Consider the following 14,980-nt stretch of genomic DNA (forward strand, 5'->3'; position numbering starts at 1 on the left):
CTGTAAGGGCCTGGGAAATTACGCCTCTGGCCATGAACAGATAAAGACGAACGACGCGGCGGCATTTGAGGGGAGTCAAACGCCTGATACTGCAACTTCGAGATCGCCGGCGATCGTGGTGGCTCCAGTCGACCGCCGCGAGAAGGGATCATTCCCCCGTCCCGCCGCCATCGCGACGCATCCAGATACCGATCGGTCCGCCTGAAGTTATACGGGTCCATCCGGAATGCAAGCCGGTGCGGTTCTACTGCTCCGCACGATCGAGGGCCCCGCCGACGAAGGTGTGCGCCATACGCACCGTAAAGCGCCGATCAGATTAGTGAAGCATAGTCAGTTCCGGGAGGGTCCTCTCTCGCGGGTCAGACAAGGCGACACCCCTCGCAATGCTTTCTGGCGCGCATATGCGTGGCCGCTTACACGCGACCCTGCGAGAAGCGGTCGAGGGTTTACTGGGGTGATCGAACGCGCGCCGGCCGCTCAGTCGCGCAGGGCGATCCGGCCCGCCTTGCCCTGCAGTAATCGTCGAACCCCCGCGTTGCGGTCCATCTCGTGCGGTTGGCGCCGGCAGTCAAGCCCACCTGGTCTGCCGGTCATGGCGTCGGCGCGGGCGGCGGCGGCGTGCTTGACTTTAGTGCCTGAACATAAGAGCAATTATTCATAATTCCGAACTTTCGTTCGGGTATAATGCGTAGGTGCAGAGTCCGGCGAACGAGCCGTGCCCTGGGGGGAATCGGTGATCCATCGATCGGAGCGGTCGGGCCGTGTCGGAGGCGTCCAGCGTTGGGCGAGAGTCTCCGGCGTCCGCCGCCGCCCTGCGCTGTCCACCCGTCAATCCACTCGTGTTCAACGATATTGGCGAGCCCGATCATAGGGCCATGGGAGAGGAACTGCCGCTATGAGAAACTTGGCCTTTCGTCGTCTTCTGCTGGCAAGCGCTGCGCTTGCGGGCGGCATGGGAAGCGCGCACGCCGCGCTGGCGCAGGGCGCCGCGGCGCCTGCCGCCGAGCGGTCAGGAGGGGCCGCCCTGGAGGAGATCGTGGTGACGGCGCGGCGGCGCGAGGAAAACCTGCAGGCGACGCCGGTGGCGATCACCGCCGTCTCGGCGGAGACGCTTGAAGCGCGCCACGCCGTCAACCTGACGAAAGTCGCGGAAATCGCGCCCAACATGGCCACCTCCAAGGTGACCGGCTCGCTGGGCTCGGCGGGCGCCTGGATCCGCGGCGTGGGCTTCATCGAGACGACGCTCGGTCAGGATTCCGGGATCGGGATCTACATCGACGGCGTCTATAACGGCCGCAACAACATCGCGCTCATGGACCTGATCACGCCTGAGCGGGTCGAGGTGTTGCGCGGGCCGCAGGGCACGCTGTTCGGCCGCAACACGACAGGCGGAGCGATCAGCATCGTCAGCCGGACCCCCGGCGATGAGTTCGGCGGCCAGGTCAGGGCGTCCTACGGGTCCTACAAGGCCAACAGCGCCCAGGTCCGGATCGACAGCGGCCTCCTGGGAAACAGCGGGATCAAGCTTTCCGCCGCCTACCAGCATCGGCAGGAGAACGGTTCCGTCGACAACAAGCTGCAGCCTTCCAACAACGATCCGGACGCCATCCGGAGCAACGCCTTCTGGGTCAAGGCGGTCGGCGAATGGGGCAAGCTCAACGCCACGCTGTCGGCCGACTACAACGAACTGACCGGCGCGCCGAACTATCTCCAGATCGTCGCCGCCCCGCCGGCCACGCTGAACTTCCTGGCGCTTTCCCCCACCTTGGGCGGCGACAGCTATACGGTTACGAGCGTGCCCCAGTACACGATCCCCAGCCTCGCGACCCTGCGCCAGCAGAGGGTATGGGCGCAGGGCATGGCGCTGACGCTCAATTACGAGGTCAATGACCACCTCAGCCTCAAGTCGATTTCGTCCGTGCGGGGTTACAAGCGCGACGACTCGTCGCCGAACGGCCCGGCGAACCTCAGGGGCAACACCGGTACGGTCGCGGCGCCGGTGATCACGACGTTCAACGGAATCTACGCCCTCGATCCCCGCGCAAGCCGTCAGCATCAATATACCGAGGAGGTCCAGGCGCTCGGATCGGTCGGCGACTTCGAGTATGTGGTGGGCGGCTTCTATTTCCACGAAGATGGATGGGAGTTCGGGCGAACCAAGTTCCCGGCCGGCATCACCGCCGCCGGCACTGCAATCAACTCCGTCAGTATTCTGGATTATAATATGGTCAATAAATCCTACGCGGGATTTGGCCAGGTCAACTGGAAACCCGCCTTCCTTGACCATAAGCTCGAGTTGACCGGTGGGTTGCGGTACACCAAGGACGAAAAAAATCTCGACCAGAGGTCCACGGTGGTCCGAAAGGCCAAACTGGAAACGAACAACACTTCATTGCTGGGATCGGTCAACTACCAGTGGACCGAAGACTTTATGACCTATGCGCGGTACTCGACCGGATACCGGGCGGGCGGGTTCAATGTGCGCGCCGGGGCGACCACGACCCCGATCTTCACGCCGGAGAAGATGCGCAGCTATGAGACCGGGTTCAAGGCCGAGATGCTCAACCGACGTTTTCGCCTGAACGGCGCCGCCTTCTACAACAAATACCGCGGTCTGCAGCTCGGGCAATTCGTCCCCCCGTCGGCTTCCGGAGCCGGGGGAAGCATCGCGCTCAACGCCGATGCGCGGTATCGCGGCTTCGAACTCGAGGCGCAGGCCGTGCCCATGGACGGGCTGACCCTCACGGCGTCGGTCGGTTACGTCGATCCCAAGTACGAGAAGTTTCCCCAACCGCTGCAACCCGGCGGCGTGGTGGGGGCGGGCTGCAAGCCGATCACCGGCTCCGCCGGGGGCGCCGCCATCGCCATGGACTGCGCGGCGATTGGCAAGTTCCTCGGCGTTTCGAAAAGGACGGCGAGCGCGGGGGCGGCCTACGTCTTTCCCCGGGTGAGCTACGGCGAATGGTCGATCCGCGCCGACTACGCCTACCGGAGCGCCGCCCAATGGAGTTTGTTCAACTTGCCGACCACGCCCTTCCAGGCGCAGATCGCCGGCAAGGCCTACGGCCTGCTGAGCGGCCGGATCGCCTTGTCCGACATCCCCCTCACGGGCAACGCCAAGGCTCAGCTCAGCGTCTATGGCGAGAACCTGACCAACGAGCACTACGCCGTTCAGGGCATCGACTTCGGCTTCATGGCCACCAACGCCTTCAGCAAGCCCCGCACCTTCGGGGTCGAGGTGAAGGCCGACTTCTGACCGACAGGCCGCGCCCCACCGGGCGCGGCCTCTTCGTTTAAATCAGGCGGGAGCGCAGGTATGAAAACATGACGGGCGTAATCGTAGCTCCAGCGGTTCGAGATCTATCGGTCCTGGCGTCGCAGGTCGCGGAATGGCTCCGCGAACGCATCCCCGGCGCGCAGGACCTGCGCGTCGTCGACCTCACCTATCCCCGCGGCGCAGGCCAGTCGCACGAGACGATCCTGTTCGACGCCGTCTGGAACGAGGCGGGGCAGGCCCGCCGCCGTGGCCTGGTGGTCCGGATCAAGCCGACGAAACACACGGTCTACCAGGACGACATGTTCGAAGCGCAGTACCGGCTGATGCAGGTGCTGCACGCCGACGGCCGGGTGCGTGTCGCCCAGCCCCTGTGGTTCGAGGACGATCCCGCCCTGCTTGGCGCGCCGTTCTTCGTGATGGAAAAGCTGATCGGCCGCGTGGCGGTCAGCGTCCCCCCCTATGCCGAGCAAGGCTGGGTCGCGGAAGCCAGCCCGGCCGAGCGCGCCCGGTTGTGGGAGAACGGCGTCCGTCAACTGGGGGCGGTGCAGAGCGTGCCGCTGTCCTCGGTCGGCTTCCTCGCGCGCCCGGAAGCCGGGCCCGACGGCTTCGACCAGGAGTGGGATCGCTGGACGCGCTATCTCGCCTGGATCAGCCAGCAGCAGTCGTGGCCGTTTCTCGAGGCCGTGCGGGACAGGCTTCGAGAGCGATGGCCGGCCAACCGCCCGTCCGGCCTGGTCTGGGGCGACGCGCGCATCGGCAACATGCTGGTGGACGAGGATTTCCGGATCATCGCGGTCATGGACTGGGAGCAGCCTTCGCTCGGCGGGGCGCTGCACGACCTGGCCTGGTGGCTGGTGCTCTCCGACCGCATGCACTCGGCGGCGCCGGGCCGGCCGCACCTGGCCGGCATGGGCACGCGGGAGGAAACCATCGCGCTCTGGGGCGAGGTGACCGGCGTGTCGACGGCCGATATCGAATGGTACGAAGCCTTCGCCGCATTCAAGCTGGTGTGCCTTTCCGTGCGCATGCTCCGCCTGAAGGGCCGGCCGATCCCGGCGGAAGGCCCCGGCGGGCCGCTCAGCGACATGATTGTCCAGAAGCTGGACCTGGCATGGCCGCCGCCCTGATCCGGCGCCGGACAGTCCGCAAGGTCGGCTGATCGGCCGCCTGCCCAGCAGGTTTCGCCCGCGCGACCGTAGAAAAACTCCATTGCCTATAGACGTGCTGGGAATTACCTCCGGCGTGGCGTCTAGGCGGGACCGCGCAGCGATCCGCGCCCGGAGGCGTTTTCGTGTGGAACAGAGGTCCGCGACGCCGCCGACATGACTGCAGCCGTCAGTCCCGAAATCGTCGCGGAAGCGCCCCTGCGCCCCGCGCCCAGCCCGCGCCGGCCGCTGATCCGTCGCCGCTCGGCGATTCCGGGATTTGCGCTGACGCTCGGCGTCACGGTCACGGCGCTTTCCTGCATCGTGCTGATCCCGCTGCTGGCCGTGGCCCTGCGGGCGGCGGGGCAGAGCCCGGCGGATTTCGCGGCCACCGCCTTCTCCGAGCGCGCGCTCGCCGCCTATCGCCTGTCGTTCGGCGGGGCGATGGTGGCCGCGGCGATCAACGGCCTGTTCGGCCTGCCCACCGCCTGGGCCATCGTGCGCTACGAGTTTCCCGGCAAGGCGCTGATCAACGCCCTGATCGACCTGCCGTTCGCCCTGCCCACCGCGGTGGCGGGCATCGCCCTGGCCACCCTCTACGCCCAGAACGGCTGGATCGGCGCGCTGGCCGCGCCGGTGAAGATCGCCTACACCCCGGTGGGCGTGGTCATCGCGCTGGCCTTCATCGGCCTGCCGTTCGTGGTGCGCACCCTGGAGCCGGTGATCCGCGACCTGGCGCAGGACGTGGAGGAGGCGGCCGCCAGCCTGGGCGCCGGCCGGCTGGACATCGTGCTCCGGGTCGTCCTGCCGGCCCTGTTTCCGGCCTGGCTTACGGGCTTTGCGCTGGCCTTCGCGCGCGGCGTGGGGGAGTACGGCTCGGTGATCTTCATCGCCGGCAACATGCCCTACAAGTCCGAGATCGCCCCGCTGCTGATCATCATCCAGCTCGAGCAGTACAACTACGCCGGCGCCGCGGCGATCGCGGTGGTGATGCTGGCGGTCTCGTTCTCGCTGCTGCTGGTCATCAACGCCGTGCAGGCCTGGGCGAGGCGGTTCTCGTGAGCGCCGCCCACGCCCGCCGCGCCACCGAGGACCCGCTCTGGATCAAGATCCTGATCCTGGGCGCCGTGGGGCTTTTTCTGGCGCTGATCCTGATCCTGCCGCTGGCGGCGGTGTTCGCCGAGGCGCTGCGCAAGGGCCTGGCCGCCGCCCTGCAGGCGATCCAGGACCCGGACGCCATCTCCGCCATCAAGCTGACGATGATCACCGCGGCCATCGCCGTGCCGTTCAACGCGGCCTTCGGGATCTGCGCGGCCTGGGCGATCGCCAAGCACAACTTCCGCTTCAAGAGCCTGCTGATCACCCTGATCGACCTGCCGTTCTCGGTCTCGCCGGTGGTCGCGGGCCTGATCTACGTGCTGGTGTTCGGCATGCAGGGCTGGTTCGGGACCTGGCTGATCGACCACGACATCAAGATCATCTTCGCCACGCCCGGCATCGTGCTGGCGACCATCTTCGTCACCTTCCCCTTCGTCGCCCGCGAGCTGATCCCGCTGATGCAGGAGCAGGGCGTGGACGAGGAGGAGGCGGCGGTCTCGCTGGGCGCGTCGGGCCTGCGCACCTTCTTCAGCGTGACGGCGCCCAACATCCAGTGGGGCCTGCTCTACGGGATCCTGCTCTGCAACGCCCGCGCCATGGGCGAGTTCGGCGCGGTCTCGGTGGTGTCGGGCCATATCCGCGGCCTGACCAACACTATGCCGCTGCATGTGGAGATTCTCTATAACGAGTACAATTTCGTGGGCGCCTTCGCCGTGGCCGCCCTGCTGTGCCTGCTGGCCCTTGTCACCCTGGCGGTGAAGACCCTCCTCGAAATGCTCCAGCCGCGGTCGCGGCCGGTGCGCCACTGATCCGGACGCCGCCCGACCCATGACGATCACCGCGCGACAGATCGAGAAGAGCTTTGGCCGCTATCCGGCGCTGAACGGCGTGAGCCTGGAGATCGCCGAGGGCGAGCTGCTGGCGCTGCTCGGCCCCTCGGGCTCGGGCAAGACCACGCTGCTGCGGGTCATCGCCGGCCTGGAGTTCCCCGAGAAGGGCCAGGTGCTGTTCGACGAGACGGACATGACCTTCTCCGGCGCCGCCGCGCGGGGCGTGGGATTCGTCTTCCAGCAGTACGCGCTGTTCCGTCACATGACGGTGGCCCGCAACATCGCCTTCGGCCTCGACGTGCGGAAAGGCAAGGCCAAGCCGCCCCGGGCCGAGATCGCCAGGCGGGTCGATGACCTCCTGAAGCTCGTGGAGCTGGACGGCCTGGGCTCACGCTTCCCGAACCAGCTCTCCGGCGGCCAGCGGCAGCGGGTGGCGCTGGCCCGGGCGCTGGCGGTCAACCCGCGGGTGCTGCTGCTGGACGAGCCGTTCGGCGCGCTGGACGCCACCGTGCGCAAGTCTCTGCGCAAGGAACTGCGGCGCATCCACGACGCCACCGGCGTCACCACCATCTTCGTCACCCACGACCAGGAGGAGGCGCTGGAGCTCGCCGACCGGGTGGCGATCCTGAACCTGGGCGTCGTCGAGCAGGTGGGCATGCCGCAGCAGGTGCATGACGCGCCGGCCAGCCCGTTCGTCTGCGGCTTCGTGGGCGCGACCAACCGCTTCGAGGGCTCGGTCAGCGGCGGCCGGTTCCGGGCGGGCGACGTGGTGCTGCCGGCGGCCGGCGTGGCGGACGGGCCGGCCGTGGGGTTCCTGCGCCCGCACGAGGTCGCGCTGGACGACGGCGGCTTCGAGGCGACCGCCCAACGGATCACCCCCCAGGGGCCGGTGCTGCAGGTGGAGGCCGTGACCCCCGGCGGCGTGCACCTGGAGACCGCCTTCGCCCGCCAGGGCGCCGAAGGGCTGCGCGTGGGCGCGGTGCTGAAGCTGGCGGCGCTGAAGGCCCACGTCTTTCCGGCGTGAACGCCCCGACACCGCTCACCCCGGCCCCGGGGGCCGGGATGAGCGGCGGGAAATGCGGCCCCGCGCCACCCAGATCGCTACTGCTGCTGTTGCCGCTGCTGGTCGTAGGTGAGGCCGCCGACCGGGCCGCGGCGGCGGCCGTTGCGGGCGGCGGCGGGGCTGGCGGCGCGCAGGAACTCCGGCTCGGTCATGGCCGTCCGCGCCCGGCGCACCGAGACCGCCACCGCCAGCTCGCTCTCCGCCTCGCCCTTGTAGACCCCGCGCGACGGCGGCACGTCGTTGTAGTCGCGGCCGATGGCCGCGGCGATGTGGCGTTCGCCCGCCTCGATGTTGTTGGTGGGGTCGAGGCCGAACCAGCGCGTCGACGGCAGGAACACCTCCACCCAGGCGTGGGTGGCGTCGGGGTCGGAGCGGTCGCCGGCCTTGCGGTCGGTGAACAGGTAGCCCGAGACGTAGCGCGCCGGAATCCCCCACGCGCGGCATACCGCGATCATGATGTGGGCGAAGTCCTGGCAGACCCCGCGGCGGGCGAGCAGCGCGTCGTCGATCGTGCTCTCGGCGTCGGTGACGCCGGCCTCGTAGCCGAAGGAGTCGTAGATCGTCTTCGAAAGGGTCCTGACCGCGGTGAGCGGGTCGCGGGCCCTCATCGCCTCCAGCCCTTTTTCCTCCACGAAGCCGCGCAGGGCCTCGGTCTCGACGGCGAAGCCGTGCTGGCGCAGGAAGTCGAAGTTCTCGCCGCGGACGAAGTCGCTGCGCAACCGGTCCCACTCGCCCATGTCGAGGGACTCCGGCAGGGGCGCCGGCGCCTGGGTCTCCACCGCCGAGCGGGCCTGGATGGTCAGGCGCTCGTGCGGCTGCGGCACGTCGAAGTGGTAGACGGCGTTGCCGAAGGGGTCGGCGTAGGAGAACAGCTGGGCGGCCGGGTCGACCTCCAGCTCGAAGGAGACCAGCCGCTGGCGCGCACCCTTCTGCGGCTGCATCCACAACTCCATGACGCTCTCGCGCACGGGCTCGTCATAATGGAACTGGGTGACATGGCGGACTTCCAGCAGCACTCGGGATCAGCTCCTCACGCCGGCAGGCGCAGTTCGAGGGGATAGGCGACGAAGGCGTCGTAGAGCGCCTTATGGATGCCCGCGCACTCCTCGAGCACGTTGGTCAGGAAGACGCCGGCGCCCACCGCCTCGATCTCGGTCATGTCGGCGTACTGCAGGCGCGCCTTCAGCCGCCCGGCCAAGCGGTCGGGGCTGGCCTGGGCCGCGGCCTCGGCGTGCCGGCTGACGGTGGACAGGTGCTCCTCGATCCGCTGGGTGCAGAAGCGGATGGAGCGCGGGAACTCCTCGTCCAGCAGCAGGAACTCCAGGAGGTACCGCGCCTGGATGTCGGCGGTGTAGACCCGCAGATAGGGCTCCAGCGCGCAGCTCATGCGCAGCAGGCTGGTCAGGGCGAAGTGGTCGGTGAGCGCCGTCTTGGGCGCCTCGACGTAGCACACCTCCAGCAGGCGGCCGATGAGCTGGGCGCGCTCCATGTGCACGCCCAGCAGCAGGAAGCTCCAGCCGTCGCCGTGGCTCATGGTGGCGTCGGCGGCGCCCTTGAACAGGTGCAGGTCGGCGATGGCCTCGTTCAGGAAGCTTGACGATCCGTCGGCGAAGGCCCGCGCCGCGCCGGGTCCGGTCGTGCGCAGGTAGAGGAGGTTCAGCCGCTCCCAGGTCTCGGTGGTGATCTGGTCGCGCACCTGGCGGGCGTTCTCCCGGGCGCTGGCCAGGGCCGAGACGATGGAGCCGTCGTTCTCCCGGTCGAGGGTCATCTCCAGCACCGCCTCGTAGGGGTCGGAGATCTTCGACGGGTCGGGGTGGCCGGCGGCGGCCAGGGCGATCCGCGCCACCTGGTTGGCCGCGTCGGTGCGGTCGAGGGTGGCGGTCAGCATCACGTCGCACAGCCGGCAGAGGTGCTCGGCCCGCTCCACGTAGCGGCCGATCCAGTAGAGGCTGTCGGCCACCCGGGCGAGCATCATGTGCGGGGCGCCTTGGGGTCGCCGGCCAGCACCCAGGTGTCCTTCGACCCGCCGCCCTGGCTGGAGTTCACCACCAGCGACCCGCGGCGCAGGGCCACGCGGGTCAGGGCGCCGGGCGTCACGGTGATCCGATCGCCGGAGAGGATGAAGGGGCGCAGGTCCACATGCCGCGGTTCGATGGTGGCGTCCACCAGGCAGGGCGCGGTGGAGAGCTGGATGGTCGGCTGGGCGATGTAGTTCTCGGGGTCGGCCTTCAGCGCGTCGGCGAACTCGTCCTGCTGGGCCTTCGAGGAGTGCGGGCCCACCAGCATGCCGTAGCCGCCGGAGGCCCCCACCGCCTTGACCACGAACTTGTCCAGGTTGGCCAGCACGTGGCTGAGCTGAGCCGGCTCGCGGCAGAGGAAGGTCTCGATGTTGGGCAGGATCGCGTCCTCGCCCAGGTAGTAGTTGATGATCTGCGGCACGTAGGCGTAGACGGCCTTGTCGTCGGCGACGCCGGTGCCGGGCGCGTTGCAGATCACCACATTGCCCGCGCGATAGGCGTTGAACAGGCCCGCGGCCCCCAGGCCGGAGTCCCGCCGGAAGGTGAGGGGGTCGATGAAGTCGTCGTCCACCCGCCGGTAGATCACGTCCACCCGCTTCAGGCCGGTAGTGGTGCGCATGTAGACCATGTTCTCGTGCACCACGAGGTCGCGGCCTTCCACCAGCGGCACGCCCATCAGCCGCGCCAGGTAGGCGTGCTCGTAATAGGCGGAGTTGTAGACCCCCGGCGTCAGCACCACGACTTGCGGATTCGGCCGCCAGTCCGCCGCCATGCTTTTCAGCGTCGAGAGCAGCAGGTCTGGATAACGGTCGATGGCCCGCACGTTGGCCCCGCGGAAGGTGCCCGGGAACACCCGCTTGGAGGCCTCGCGGTTGGCCAGCATGTAGGAGACGCCCGAAGGCACCCGCAGGTTGTCCTCCAACACGGCGAAGGAGCCGTCCGGCTGGCGGATCAGGTCGGAGCCGCAGACGTTGGCGTAGGCCGCGTGCGGCACGAACAGGTTCTGCATCTCCCGCCGGTAGGAGGGCGCGCAGAGCACCAGCTCGCGGGGCACCACCCCGTCCATCAGGATCTGCTGCTCGCCGTAGATGTCGGCCAGAAACATGTTCAGCGCCCGCAGGCGCTGGGTCAGGCCGGCCTCGATCTTCGCCCATTCGTCCGCCGGGATGATCCGCGGCAGCAGGTCGGTGGGGATGATCCGCTCGGTGGTGGTCTCGCCGCCGTAGACGGTGAAGGTGATGCCCTGCAGCAGGAAGAACCGCTCCAGCGTTCGCTGGCGCTCGGCGAGCTGGGCGGCGGAGAGGGTCGAAAGGCGGGATTCCAGGGCCGCGTAATGGGGCCGCACCGACCCGTCCTGTGGTCGCATCTCGTCATAGGGAAGCACCGATGAGATCGGCGGCAATCCGGGCTGTTCTAGACTGGGCGCCGTCGCCACTCCCAACTCCACGCAAGCTTCCTTCCAACGCCGTCACTGCCGCCGACCATAGGGACTGGCGGACGCGCTCCAGCCGGATTTCCCGTTTGCGCGCCCCGAACCCCGCGACTGCCCAGCATTTGGGCGCCGATCCGCCTGCGTGGAAAGCGGCTTGAGCGTTGGACGGTTCCGACCGTCAGGCGCGGGCGCGCAAGGCCCGGGCCACGGCCGGCGCCAGGCGGCCGGCGATGACCTGCACGCCCTGGGCGTTCGGGTGGATCCCGTCGCGCTGGTTCAACCGCGGTATCCGGCCGACGCCGGCCAGCAGGTCCGGGTAAAGCGCCACCTTCCGCCGCCGCGCCACGGCCGCGAACGCCGCGTCGAAATCGCGGGCGTAGGACCGTCCCACCGCCGGCGGCGCGGCCAGTCCCGCCAGCACCACCCCTATCCGCCGCGCCTGAAGGCGCACGACGATGCGGTCGAGGTTGGCCTCGGTGACGCGCGGCTCCAGGCCCTGCAGCAGGTCGTTGGCGCCGAGCGCCACCACGCAGACGTCGGTGTCGCGCTGCACGCTGAAATCGACGCGCGCCAGGCCGCCGGCGCTGGTGTCGCCGGAAACGCCTGCGCCCCGCACGACCGCGTCGGACCCCAGCCGGGCCAACGCGGCCTGCAGCTGGGCGGGCAGGGCCTGGGCGGCCGGCAATCCGAAGCCCGCGGTGATTGAATCCCCCAGCAGCGTCACCACCGGACGGCGCGCCGCGCCGGGCGCGGCCAGGGCTGCGGCGGCCAGCACGCTTCGGCGGCTGACGGGAAGGGGTGGTGTTTCGGGCATCCGGGGCTCCTATTTAGGCGTTCCAACGCCGTGCTCAATCGTCCGAGGCTCCCGCTTGTCCGACGCTCCCGCGCCGGGACCCCCGCTGGTCCTGGAAGCCGTCGTCCTGACGCTGCCGTCGGCGGCGGGCCCGGTGGAGATCCTGCGGGGCGTCGACCTGCGGGTGGCGGCCGGCGAGCGGGTGGCGGTGACCGGCCCGTCCGGTTGCGGCAAGTCCTCGCTGATCGCCGTGGCGGCGGGGCTGGAGCGCCCGACGGCGGGCCGCGTCAGCCTGTTCGGCAAGGACCTCGCCCGCCTGGACGAGGACGCCCGCGCGCGCCTGCGCCGCGGCCGCGTGTCGCTGGTGTTCCAGGCATTCCACCTGCTGCCCAACATGACGGCGCTGGAGAACGTCGCAGCGCCCCTCGAGATCGCCCGGCGGCGCGGGGCCGCCGGCCTCGCCGGCGAGTGGCTGGACCGGGTGGGCCTGTCCGCGCGGGCCCGGCACTATCCGCATCAGCTGTCCGGCGGCGAGCAGCAGCGGGTGGCGCTCGCCCGCGCGCTGGCGCCCCGGCCGGCCCTGCTGTTCGCCGACGAGCCGACCGGCAACCTCGACGCCGCCAACGCCGCCATGGTGGCCGAGCTGATGTTCGACCTGGTGCGCGACTGCGGCGCGGCGTTGGTCCTCGTCACCCATGACCCGGCCCTGGCCGCCCGCGCCGACCGGCGGGCGGCGATGAGCGACGGCCACATGGTGCAGGGCGCATGATCCCGCTCGCCTTCCGCTTCGCCGCCCGCGAACTGCGGGGCGGGGTGAGGGGCTTCCGCATCTTCCTGGCCTGCCTGGCGCTGGGCGTGGCGGCGATCGCGGCCGCAGGCTCCACCGCCGAGGCCTTCCGCAGCGGCCTCGCGGCCCATTCGCGCGAGATCCTGGGCGGCGACCTTTCCGTCACGGTGGAGCAGCGCCGGTTCACGCCGAAGGAGCGGGCGGCGATCACGGCCATGGGCCGCACCTCCTGGGCGGTGGGCGGCCGCACCATGGCCGAGGCGGCCTCCGGCGAGCGGCGGCTGGTGCAGCTTCGCGGCGTGAGCGGGGCCTATCCGCTGGCCGGCCGCGTCGAACTGCAGGGCGCGGGGAACCTGGCCAAGGCGCTGGCGCCGGTGGATGGCGTCGCCGGCGCCGCCGTCGAGGCCGCGCTGCTGGAGCGGCTGGGCCTGAAGCTCGGCGGCCGGTTCCAGGTGGGCGACACGCCGCTGGTCGCCCGCGCGGTGCTGCTGGGCGAGCCGGACCGCCTGTCGCGCGGCTTCGCCCTGGGTCCGCGGGTGCTGACCACCGTGCGGGCGGTGGAGCAGGGCGGTTTCCTCGAACCCGGCCTGCCGTTCGTGGAGACCGCCCGCGTCGCCCTGCCGCCGGGCGTCGCGCCCAGGGCGGCGGCGCAGGCGCTGCGCAGGGCCCTGCCGGGCCGGGATTTCCAGATGCGCCTGCGCGACGACGCGACGCCCGGCATCGGCCGGCTGATCGATCAGCTGGAATACTTCCTGGGCTTCGTCGGCCTGGCCTCCCTGGTGGCCGGCGGCCTCGGGGTGTTCGGCGCGGTGTCGGCCTACCTGGAGAGCCGCAAGCCGGGGATCGCGGTCCTGAAGGCGCTGGGCGCGGAGGGGCCGCTGGTCCGCGACGTCTACCTGACCCAGGTCGGCGTTCTGGCGCTGGCCGGGGTGGCGCTGGGGCTGGCGGCGGGGGCGGCCGCGCCGTTCGTGCTGGGCGCGCTGATCGGCGACAAGCTGCCCGTGCCGGCGCTGTTCGGCGTCTATCCGGCGCCGCTGGCCCGCGCCGCGGCGTTCGGCCTGCTCTCGGCCGCCGCCTTCTCCCTCGCGCCCCTCGGCCGGACGCGGGCCACGTCGCCCGCCAGCCTGTTCCGCCGCGGGCTGGCCGGGGGGCTGAAGGTCGGGCCCGAGGCGGTGGGCGCAGGGCTGGCCGGCGCGGCCCTGGCGGCGCTGGCGGTCGTCACCGCCCCGACGCCGCTGGCGGCCTCGGCCATGATCGGCGGGGTCGTCGCCGCCTTCGCGCTCCTGTGGGCGCTGGGCCTCGGGCTCGCGAAGCTGGCCGGACGCGCCCGGGCGGCGACGCGTGGCGCCGCCCGGCTGGGGCTTGCGAACCTCGCCGGACCCGGCTCGGCGGCGCGCACGGCGGCGCCGGCCATCGGCCTGGGGGTGGCCCTGCTGGCTGCGGTGGTGCTGATCCAGTCCAGCCTGCTGAAGCAGGTGGCGGAGATCGCGCCGCGCACGGCGCCCGCGCTGGTGTTCACCGAGATCCCCGGCGACCGCGCCGCCGCGTTCGACGCCGCGGTCGCCGCCGCCTTCGGCCGGCCGCTGACGCCGGCCGACTACCTGCGGCTGCCGTTCGCCACCGGCCGGATCATCGCCGTGCGTGGCCGCCCGGTGGACCGCAGGCGGATCGCGGAGTCCGCCCGCTGGGCCTACGACAACGACATCCAGTTGTCCGCCATCGGCGCCGAGCCCCGCGCGGCCGGGATCCTCGCCGGCCGCTGGTGGCCGGCGGACTACCGCGGGCCGCCGCAGGTGGCGCTGAGCGAGGACGTGGCCCGCGGGGCGGGGCTGAAGGTGGGCGACGCCGTCAGCCTCTCCGTCCTGGGCCGTGACATCGACGCCCGGGTGGCGGCTGTCCGGCATATCGACGTGGGCGGCTTCGGGGCCAACATCTCCGTGGTGCTGAACGCCTCGGCGCTGGAGGGAGCGACCCTGCGCCACGTGGCCATCGCCAAGGCCACGAAGGCGGAGGAGGCCGCCGTCACCCGCGCGTTGGGGACCTCGTTCCCCGACGTGGCGGTGATCTCGGTGCGCGAACAGCTGGAGGCGGCCCGCGACCTGTTCGACCGCCTGGCGCTGGCGGTGCGCGGGGCGGCCGGCGTGGCGGCGCTCGCGGGCCTGCTGGTGCTGGCGGGCGCCGTCGCCGCCCGCGCCCAGGCCCGCATCCGCGAGGCGGCGGTCCTGAAGGTGCTGGGCGCCTCCCGCGGCCAGATCCTCGCCGCCTATGTGCTGGAATACGGCGCGGTGGGCCTGATCGCGGGCCTGGCCGGCGTCGGCCTGGGCTACGCCGCGGCCTGGCCGGTGGTGGTGAAGGTGTTCGAGGCCCACTGGAGCGTGGACTGGACCGGGATCGCGGCCGTGGTGGGCGGCGCAGCCCTCCTGGCGGGGCTCGGCGGCGCGCTCGCCTCCCTGCACGCGCTCGCCCGCCCGCCGGCGCCGGCGCTCCGGGCCGAATAAGCCGCGGCTCGGGCGGGGTGACAGGGTGCGGCCTGCCCG

Annotated in this window: 11 protein-coding genes; 7 read left to right on the forward strand and 4 right to left on the reverse strand. The window is 70.7% G+C overall.

All coding sequences use genetic code 11. The features are described from left to right. Positions 1-1,036: 1,036 nt before the first annotated feature. The 5 genes from VGL30_RS03730 (at position 1,037) to VGL30_RS03750 (ending at position 7,374) form a co-directional block, all read left to right on the forward strand. Positions 1,037-3,256 carry a TonB-dependent receptor gene (locus VGL30_RS03730; RefSeq protein WP_331536925.1) on the forward strand — a complete coding sequence of 740 codons (2,220 nt, stop codon included), beginning with the start codon at positions 1,037-1,039 and terminating at the stop codon, positions 3,254-3,256. Positions 3,257-3,324: 68 nt separating this feature from the next. Then, the gene (locus VGL30_RS03735; protein ID WP_331536927.1) at positions 3,325-4,404 is read left to right on the forward strand and encodes a phosphotransferase family protein; all 1,080 of its coding nucleotides are present in this window, start codon (positions 3,325-3,327) and stop codon (positions 4,402-4,404) included. 195 nt (positions 4,405-4,599) lie between these two features. Then, positions 4,600-5,484, forward strand: coding sequence for a sulfate ABC transporter permease subunit CysT (gene cysT / locus VGL30_RS03740; RefSeq protein ID WP_331536929.1), 885 nt, complete (start codon positions 4,600-4,602; stop codon positions 5,482-5,484). Beyond that, positions 5,481-6,329: a sulfate ABC transporter permease subunit CysW gene (gene cysW, locus VGL30_RS03745; protein ID WP_414694950.1), complete on the forward strand. Its 849-nt coding sequence runs from the start codon at positions 5,481-5,483 to the stop codon at positions 6,327-6,329. Before cysT ends, cysW begins: the two co-directional genes overlap by 4 nt. Positions 6,330-6,348: 19 nt before the next feature. After that, on the forward strand, positions 6,349-7,374 hold the full coding sequence (locus VGL30_RS03750; protein WP_331536931.1) for a sulfate/molybdate ABC transporter ATP-binding protein: 1,026 nt from the start codon (positions 6,349-6,351) through the stop codon (positions 7,372-7,374). Between the two features lie 77 nt (positions 7,375-7,451). Here the strand turns inward: VGL30_RS03750 and VGL30_RS03755 are convergent, their stop codons facing one another. From VGL30_RS03755 to VGL30_RS03770, 4 genes are all read right to left on the reverse strand, one after another. Then, entirely contained in the window at positions 7,452-8,429 is a 978-nt protein-coding gene (locus VGL30_RS03755; RefSeq protein WP_331536933.1) for a transglutaminase family protein, read from the reverse strand. A gap of 14 nt (positions 8,430-8,443) precedes the next feature. Beyond that, on the reverse strand, positions 8,444-9,388 hold the full coding sequence (locus tag VGL30_RS03760; RefSeq protein ID WP_331536935.1) for an alpha-E domain-containing protein: 945 nt from the start codon (positions 9,386-9,388) through the stop codon (positions 8,444-8,446). Further along, positions 9,385-10,797 (reverse strand): circularly permuted type 2 ATP-grasp protein, encoded by a 1,413-nt coding sequence (locus VGL30_RS03765; protein ID WP_331536937.1) that lies wholly within the window; start codon positions 10,795-10,797, stop codon positions 9,385-9,387. The genes VGL30_RS03760 and VGL30_RS03765 overlap by 4 nt, the downstream gene beginning before the upstream one ends. A 244-nt stretch (positions 10,798-11,041) precedes the next feature. Next, positions 11,042-11,677 (reverse strand): arylesterase, encoded by a 636-nt coding sequence (locus tag VGL30_RS03770; protein ID WP_331536939.1) that lies wholly within the window; start codon positions 11,675-11,677, stop codon positions 11,042-11,044. A 55-nt stretch (positions 11,678-11,732) separates the two neighbouring features. Here VGL30_RS03770 and VGL30_RS03775 point away from each other — a divergent pair, with 55 nt between their 5' ends. Further along, positions 11,733-12,425 (forward strand): ABC transporter ATP-binding protein, encoded by a 693-nt coding sequence (locus VGL30_RS03775; protein WP_414694951.1) that lies wholly within the window; start codon positions 11,733-11,735, stop codon positions 12,423-12,425. Then, entirely contained in the window at positions 12,422-14,941 is a 2,520-nt protein-coding gene (locus tag VGL30_RS03780) for an ABC transporter permease (protein ID WP_331536941.1), read from the forward strand. Before VGL30_RS03775 ends, VGL30_RS03780 begins: the two co-directional genes overlap by 4 nt. Positions 14,942-14,980: the final 39 nt, after the last annotated feature.

Origin of the sequence: Phenylobacterium sp. (genome assembly GCF_036502675.1) — a bacterium.
GTDB lineage: Bacteria > Pseudomonadota > Alphaproteobacteria > Caulobacterales > Caulobacteraceae > Phenylobacterium.